Below are 6,397 nucleotides of genomic sequence, written 5' to 3' on the forward strand. Positions count from 1 at the left end.
ATTCTCATTTCAATATAACAGGGCGATTCCCTTATTACAAACGTCCCCGATTTACGACAACTTTACACGCGCCAAGTACCCACGAAGATCAATTTGTGATATGCTAGTTTCTGCATTACCACTTGTACGGTTCTATAAAAGGGAGGACAAGAAATGTTTAAAAAAGTATCGGCCATCGGCATATCCGTTATCCTGGCCGCAGGTCTTGCGGTCGGCTGCGCCAAAAAAGAAGAAGGCAATAAGTCGGCCGCCGGAGGTTACGTGCCGAAAGAGCTGAAGGTGCAATTCGTGCCTTCGCAAAACGCCGAAACGCTCGAAGCAAAAGCGAAGCCGCTCGAGAAGCTGCTCGGAGACAAGCTCGGCATTCCGGTTAAAGTCAGTGTATCGACGGATTACAATACGGTCATCGAAGCGATGGCTTCCAAACAAGTCGACATCGGCTTCCTCCCGCCGACCAACTACGTCGTAGCCCATGATACGAAAAAGGCAGCCGACCTGCTTCTGCAGGCAACCCGCCTGGGCGTAGACGACAAAACCGGCCAGCCTACGACCGAGCTCGTCGATTCGTACAAATCGATGATCGTCGTTAAAGCCGATTCCCCGATCAAAGACATTAAAGATTTGAAAGGCAAAAAGATCGGCTGGCAAGGAACGACTTCCGCAGCAGGATACACGTATCCGGCTCTGCTGATGAAGAAAAACGGAATCGATCCGATGTCCGACGTAACAGGCGTACAGTTTCAGGGCCACGACAAAGCGATTATCGGCCTGCTGAACGGTCAAGTCGATGCCGTAGCCGTCTTCCAGGACATCCGCGCGCAAATGCAGAAGGACGTTCCGGATGTTATGCAAAAAACGCGGGTCCTTGCCTTCACCGATAAAATCCCGAACGATACGATCGCCGTTCGTCCGGATATGAGCGACGAGTGGAAAAAGAAAATTTCCGACGCGTTCATCGCTATCGGCAAAGATCCGCAAGGACAACAAATCATTTTTGACGTATACACGCACAAAGGGTACGTTGTAGGCAAGGACGAAAACTTCAACGTCGTGCGCGACGCCAACAAGCAGCTCGGCGGCAAGTAAGCGCCAGTCTCTGCGCATATACACAAAACAGCCACTCCGTGCTTCGGGGTGGCTGTTTTTTACATGGCGAACTATTTAGGTGTAAAAATATCGCTCGACGAGCTTGAAGCTGAAGTAAGATCACAGCCGCCTCTCTACCAACAAAATCGAGGTCATAACCGTTATATATACGTAGAGGAGGTGCCGCATGAGCATCGAGGAGGCTCTCGTTGCAATGGCCCGCGGAGACATAACCCCGCTTCGCCTGCTATACGACCAGCTTCGCTCCGCCGTTTTCTCGCTCGCCCTGGCTATTCTCAAGGATCGGCAGGCGGCCGAAGACGTGCTGCAAGAAACGTTCGTCCGGGTATACGAGCGCGCCGCCTCCTATCGCCCCGGCACCAATCCGAAGGCATGGGTCGTCGCCATCGCCCGCAACTTGGCTTACGATGCATATCGGCATATGAAGCGGGCAGGCCCGGGCGAAGAAAACAAGCAGGTCGCCCGCGACGGGCATACGTCCGAATCGGCCATCGTGCAGCGAATGGAGCTGCTGGATGCCTTGCTCCGGCTCGGCGAAACCGAGCGACAGATCGTGGTGATGCATGCACTCGCAGGTTTGAAGCATCGGGAGATCGGCAAGGAGCTGGGCATTCCGGCCGCTACGGTAAGATGGAAATACCGGCAGAGCCTGTCGCGGCTCGCCGGTATGATCGGAGGCGATACGATTGGACGCGAGTAATGCCGAGTACTTGTTGTTCGGCCTGAAGCAGGAGCTAACACGACAAACCCCTGATGTATGGGAGAGCATTCAGGCCCGGATCGCCGCTCAAGCAGCGAAACGGCTTTTGCAGCAGCTTGAGGGTGTTCCTTCTCCGGAAGGCAGGCTTTTTGCGGAAATACGGGATCATGCCATATCTGAAAGCAAGCTTAGAGGAGCGTGAATGAAAATGGCGAAGGAACCATTCGGGCTGAGATGGGAACGGGACGAAAAGTTCGAGCTGGCGGAGAGGCTGGAGCGGGATTACGACGATACGTTGTGGGAAGAAGCGGTTCGCCGGTATGAAGAAGCCCTGAACACGCAGCCGGATAATCCCGAATATTTGTTTAAGCTCGGCTATTTGCGGCAGTTGAAAGGGAAACGGCTGCTCCGGCAAGCAACTGCCTATTATGAGGCAGGACTTGGCAGCGAGCTCCTGCAAGGGACGCATAGCTGGATCGAAGGCAAGCTTCATGCTCAGCTTATCTCGGTAAGGGCGCAGCTCGACGAGAATCGCAAGTCAATCGCCTTCTATAAGCAGCGTCTGTCCGAACGTCCGGATCATCCGGATGCTTACGCCCAATTGACGCATTGCTACTTGAAGGTCGATCAAGTTCGAGAGGCGCATGCGGTCGTTCAAGCAGGCCTCCGGCTTTTTCCGCAGATCGGCACGCTCCGTTATTATGAAGGCGAGGCGCTGGCGAGGCTCGGCCGCCTTGAAGAGGCGCTCGAAGCTTGGGAGCGCTCGGCGCAGCTCGACGGACAACTCATCGACGGGCGGTTTAGCCGCGCTTTTGCCTTCGAAAGGGAGAAGCGGCTGCCGGAAGCGATTGCCGAGTGGACCCGGATCGCCGAGTTTATGGCCCGGTACGGCTTCGAGGAGGCTGTGCCTCAGCGGGAAATCGCTCGGCTGGAGCAGCTTCTTCGGGGCTGAATTGCGATGCCTACAAGGTAACGGAACTACTTTTCCGCTATTCCACGTCGTCCCGTCTCCTCCTGACATTAGCGGAACATTCGTTCCGATAAGATATAGCAACCCTTTAGCAAAGTTAAACTTTCTTATCGATAAAGAAATAGCAACTTTTGGGGCATCCTACTAGCGAAATACCTATACCGAGCGAAGGAGGTACCGCCCATGTCGGAGACGCAGCCGTTAAGCAGCGAAGTTCTCGGCCTGCTGGAGCATAAAGTTCGGCTCATTCAAGCGGACGCAGGAGCGATTTATTTGGTCGGCCCGATTCGGCTCCCCGTCAGCCTGGACGGCGAAACGATCACGTTCCAGTGGTACTGCTGGCTCGATTGCAGCGAAGTGACCGATCGGCTCGACCACGTGATCGACAAGCTCTCTTCCGTCAACCTGGCCGAGTACCAGCAGTCGAGTGTGCTCGTGTACGGCGATTTCGCCGATGCGGACCAAGCTTGGATTCGTTTCCATTCCATCTGCCATACGGGGGACATCTTCGGCAGCAAACGATGCGACTGCGGCTATCAGCTTAAGCAGTCGATGAAGACGATCGCGGAGCGCGGCACCGGGGCGCTGTTCTACTTGGCCAATCAGGAGGGCCGGGGCATCGGGCTGTTCAGCAAAGCGCTTGCCTACCTTCTCCAAGAGAAGGGCTACGACACGGTCGACGCGAATCTGAAGCTGGGCTTTCCCGACGACGTGCGCAACTACGGAGATGCGATCCGCGTACTGAAGGTGCTGAGGACGAAGCCGGTGACGGTCATCACGAACAATCCGAAAAAGCTGGAGGCGCTGAAAAGGGCGGGCATGGATATCGCCGGCCGCTTGCCGCTATGGGGCGACTTATCCGAGTATAATGAGCATTACTTGCAGACGAAAATCAAACGGTCCGGTCATATGGAACCGGGCTGCTGCAATAACGATTGACACAGCCAAACAAAACCCCCTTTCATTCCGAAAGGGGGTTGAACTTGCCACCGGGCTGCCTACACAATCCGTTTGCGCAAGTAGCCGGAAATATAGTCGATAATCGAAACGGTAACGATAATACCGAGCAAAATAATGCCGACCCGCGACCAGCTAAAGCCGTTAATCGCAAAAATAAGCGGCGTACCGATACCGCCGGCCCCGATAATCCCGAGCAGCGTCGCCGAACGGACGTTGATCTCGAAGCGGAACAGCGCGTACGACAGGAAGTCGGGCAGTACCTGCGGAATGACCGCAAACGCGAGCGTTTGCCAGCGGTTGGCGCCGCATGCGATGAGCGCCTCGGTCGGCCCCATGTCCATGTTCTCGATTGCCTCGGAATACAGCTTGCCCAGCATGCCGACGGAATGGACGCCGAGCGCCAGCACGCCGGCATACGCTCCGGGTCCGACCGCTTTGATGAAGATGATCGCCATGATGACCTCCGGCACGGTCCGGATCAGGCTGAGCATAATTTTGCCGCTGCCCGAAACGAGCCTGGACCGACTCATATTCGCCGCCGCCCAAAACGCAAGCGGGACGCAAATAATCATCGATACGATGTTGCCGAGATACGAGATGGACAGCGTCATCAGCAGGTTGCGGATCAAATCCTCGCCTTCCGGCAGCCATACGTAGTTCCAATCGGGATGAATGATGCCTTTCAGCATCGCCTTGGACATGACCTTGGCGGTTTCCTGAATGCCCTGGAACTCGATGCCGTTCAAAGCCCAGACGACAAGCAGCACGGTTACGACTACGCCCGCAATCCAGCCGATCTGACCGGCTCTCGGCGACAACGGCTTGCTCGAGCCTTTCAGCAGCAGCGTACGAAGGCGGGTACTGACCAAATCGATAACAAGCACGACAACAAGCGTCATCAAAATAATAATGAATGCCTGGTCGTACCGGAACAGATCGAGCACGTTTTTGAGCAGCAGGCCGATACCGCCCGCCCCGACCAAACCGAGAATCGCCGAGGCGCGGATGGCGACCTCGAACGTATACAGCAAATGGGCTAGAAACGTCGGAGCCACCTGAGGCAGCACGCCGAAGCGAATCCATTTCAGCTTGTTCGCGCCGACGGCGGTCATCGCCTCCAGCGGGCCGGGGTCGATCGCTTCCACAGATTCGTAAGCAAGCTTCGACAACACGCCGAATGTAAAGAAGAACAGGGCGAGCGTACCCGAAGTTGCGCCGAAGCCGACAATAACGGCAAAAAGCGCCGCATACAGCAAATCCGGGATCGTCCGCAGCAGGTTCATGATCATCCGGGCCGGATAATGCAGCCACGGCGTGCGCGTAACGTTACGAGCCGCAAGCAGCGCGGTAGGGAAAGCGAACAACGCGCCGAGCATCGTGCCGAGGATCGCCATTTGCAGCGTTTCCTTCATCGGCTTCCAAACTTTCGGGGTAAACGACCAGTCCGGCGGGAACATTTCCTTGAAAAACGCCCCGATCTGCGGCGCCCCCGTAAACAGCTTCGTCAGCGTCGCTTCTGTCTGGTAGGCGCTGCCGATAAAAAGCAGAATCAGGACGACAAGCCAGGTGTAGAGCTTCATCCGGGAAGGACGACGGGCGACGGGTCCGGGCGATTTCAATGGACAGCGCCTCCCAACAGCTCGTCCCGCTTGATCGCGCGGCCGTAAATGTCCGAGAACGCCTCATCGGTCGCTTCCGCCACCGGACCGTCGAATACAACTTGTCCGGCGCGCAGCCCGATAATACGCGTCGCATACTCGCGCGCCAAATCGATAAAGTGAAGGTTGACGATCGTCGTGATGCCGAGCTCCTGATTGATCCGCCTCAAGTCGTCCATGACCTGTCTCGTCGTAAGCGGGTCCAGAGACGCCACCGGCTCGTCCGCCAAAATGATCGTCGCCTCCTGCGCCAATGCACGGGCGATCGAGACGCGCTGCTGCTGGCCGCCGGACAACTGGTCCGCGCGCGCATACGCCTTCTCGAGGATGTTGACCCGCTTCAGCGCATCAAGCGCCAGCTCCACATCCTGCTTCGGAAACATCGCAAACAGCGTTCGCAGCGTCGAATGGTAGCCAACGCGGCCGGACAATACGTTGCGCAGCACCGTCGAACGTTTGACCAGATTGAAGCTTTGGAAAATCATTCCGATGCCCCGGCGCATCCTGCGCAGGCTTTCGCCCCGGGCCGCCGTGATCGACTTGCCGTCGATCCAAATTTCCCCGTCCGTTATGTCGTGCAGCCGGTTGATCGACCGCAGCATCGTCGATTTGCCTGCGCCGGAAAGGCCGACGATAACGACAAATTCCCCTTTGTTTATCGTCAGATTGATGTCGTTTAAGCCAATCGTTCCATTGGCGTATACTTTTTTCACATGTCTGAATTCGATCATATTGTGCATCAATCCTTATCCTTGATTTAGATCCGGAGTTCTATATTTCGACACTTTATGGACTATTCCTTTGTCGCGAAACAAATTTACAATTGCTATATGTTTCCCTGGATGCGGCTGGCGTTATTCCCCGCTTTTTGAAATGACGGATTGTCAAGCTAAGTGCGACAATTCGTCCATGAATGCTTCGTGAGCTGATTTCCAGCCGAGACATTTACGAGGGCGAAGGTTGATAAGACGAAGAGCTGTCGCCAACTCCTCATCCGACACC

At 55.7% G+C, this 6,397-nt stretch carries 7 protein-coding genes and 1 pseudogene; 5 read left to right on the forward strand and 3 right to left on the reverse strand.

Annotated elements, in window-relative coordinates:
* Window positions 1-153: 153 nt before the first annotated feature.
* The 5 genes from D7M11_RS31530 to D7M11_RS31550 all read left to right on the forward strand — a co-directional run bounded on the left by D7M11_RS31530 (window position 154) and on the right by D7M11_RS31550 (window position 3,716).
* Complete coding sequence (locus D7M11_RS31530; protein WP_120751260.1) at window positions 154-1,086, forward strand: phosphate/phosphite/phosphonate ABC transporter substrate-binding protein; 933 nt, start codon at window positions 154-156, stop codon at window positions 1,084-1,086.
* Window positions 1,087-1,273: 187 nt separating this feature from the next.
* Window positions 1,274-1,807: an RNA polymerase sigma factor gene (locus tag D7M11_RS31535; protein ID WP_120751261.1), complete on the forward strand. Its 534-nt coding sequence runs from the start codon at window positions 1,274-1,276 to the stop codon at window positions 1,805-1,807.
* Window positions 1,794-2,009 (forward strand): hypothetical protein, encoded by a 216-nt coding sequence (locus D7M11_RS31540; protein WP_120751262.1) that lies wholly within the window; start codon window positions 1,794-1,796, stop codon window positions 2,007-2,009. The genes D7M11_RS31535 and D7M11_RS31540 overlap by 14 nt, the downstream gene beginning before the upstream one ends.
* Before the next feature lie 6 nt (window positions 2,010-2,015).
* Window positions 2,016-2,759 carry a tetratricopeptide repeat protein gene (locus D7M11_RS31545; RefSeq protein ID WP_158606945.1) on the forward strand — a complete coding sequence of 248 codons (744 nt, stop codon included), beginning with the start codon at window positions 2,016-2,018 and terminating at the stop codon, window positions 2,757-2,759.
* 201 nt (window positions 2,760-2,960) lie between these two features.
* The gene (locus tag D7M11_RS31550) at window positions 2,961-3,716 is read left to right on the forward strand and encodes a GTP cyclohydrolase II (protein ID WP_120751264.1); all 756 of its coding nucleotides are present in this window, start codon (window positions 2,961-2,963) and stop codon (window positions 3,714-3,716) included.
* 59 nt (window positions 3,717-3,775) lie between these two features.
* Here D7M11_RS31550 and phnE read toward each other — a convergent pair whose 3' ends face one another.
* From phnE to D7M11_RS37585, 3 genes and pseudogenes are all read right to left on the reverse strand, one after another.
* Window positions 3,776-5,317 carry a phosphonate ABC transporter, permease protein PhnE gene (phnE, locus tag D7M11_RS38205; protein WP_420818455.1) on the reverse strand — a complete coding sequence of 514 codons (1,542 nt, stop codon included), beginning with the start codon at window positions 5,315-5,317 and terminating at the stop codon, window positions 3,776-3,778.
* A 35-nt stretch (window positions 5,318-5,352) separates the two neighbouring features.
* The gene (gene phnC, locus D7M11_RS31560; protein WP_120751273.1) at window positions 5,353-6,126 is read right to left on the reverse strand and encodes a phosphonate ABC transporter ATP-binding protein; all 774 of its coding nucleotides are present in this window, start codon (window positions 6,124-6,126) and stop codon (window positions 5,353-5,355) included.
* Between the two features lie 153 nt (window positions 6,127-6,279).
* Window positions 6,280-6,397: pseudogene (locus D7M11_RS37585) on the reverse strand (IS30 family transposase); the annotation flags it as partial.

Origin of the sequence: Paenibacillus ginsengarvi, assembly GCF_003626695.1 — a bacterium.
Classification (GTDB): domain Bacteria; phylum Bacillota; class Bacilli; order Paenibacillales; family NBRC-103111; genus Paenibacillus_AB; species Paenibacillus_AB ginsengarvi.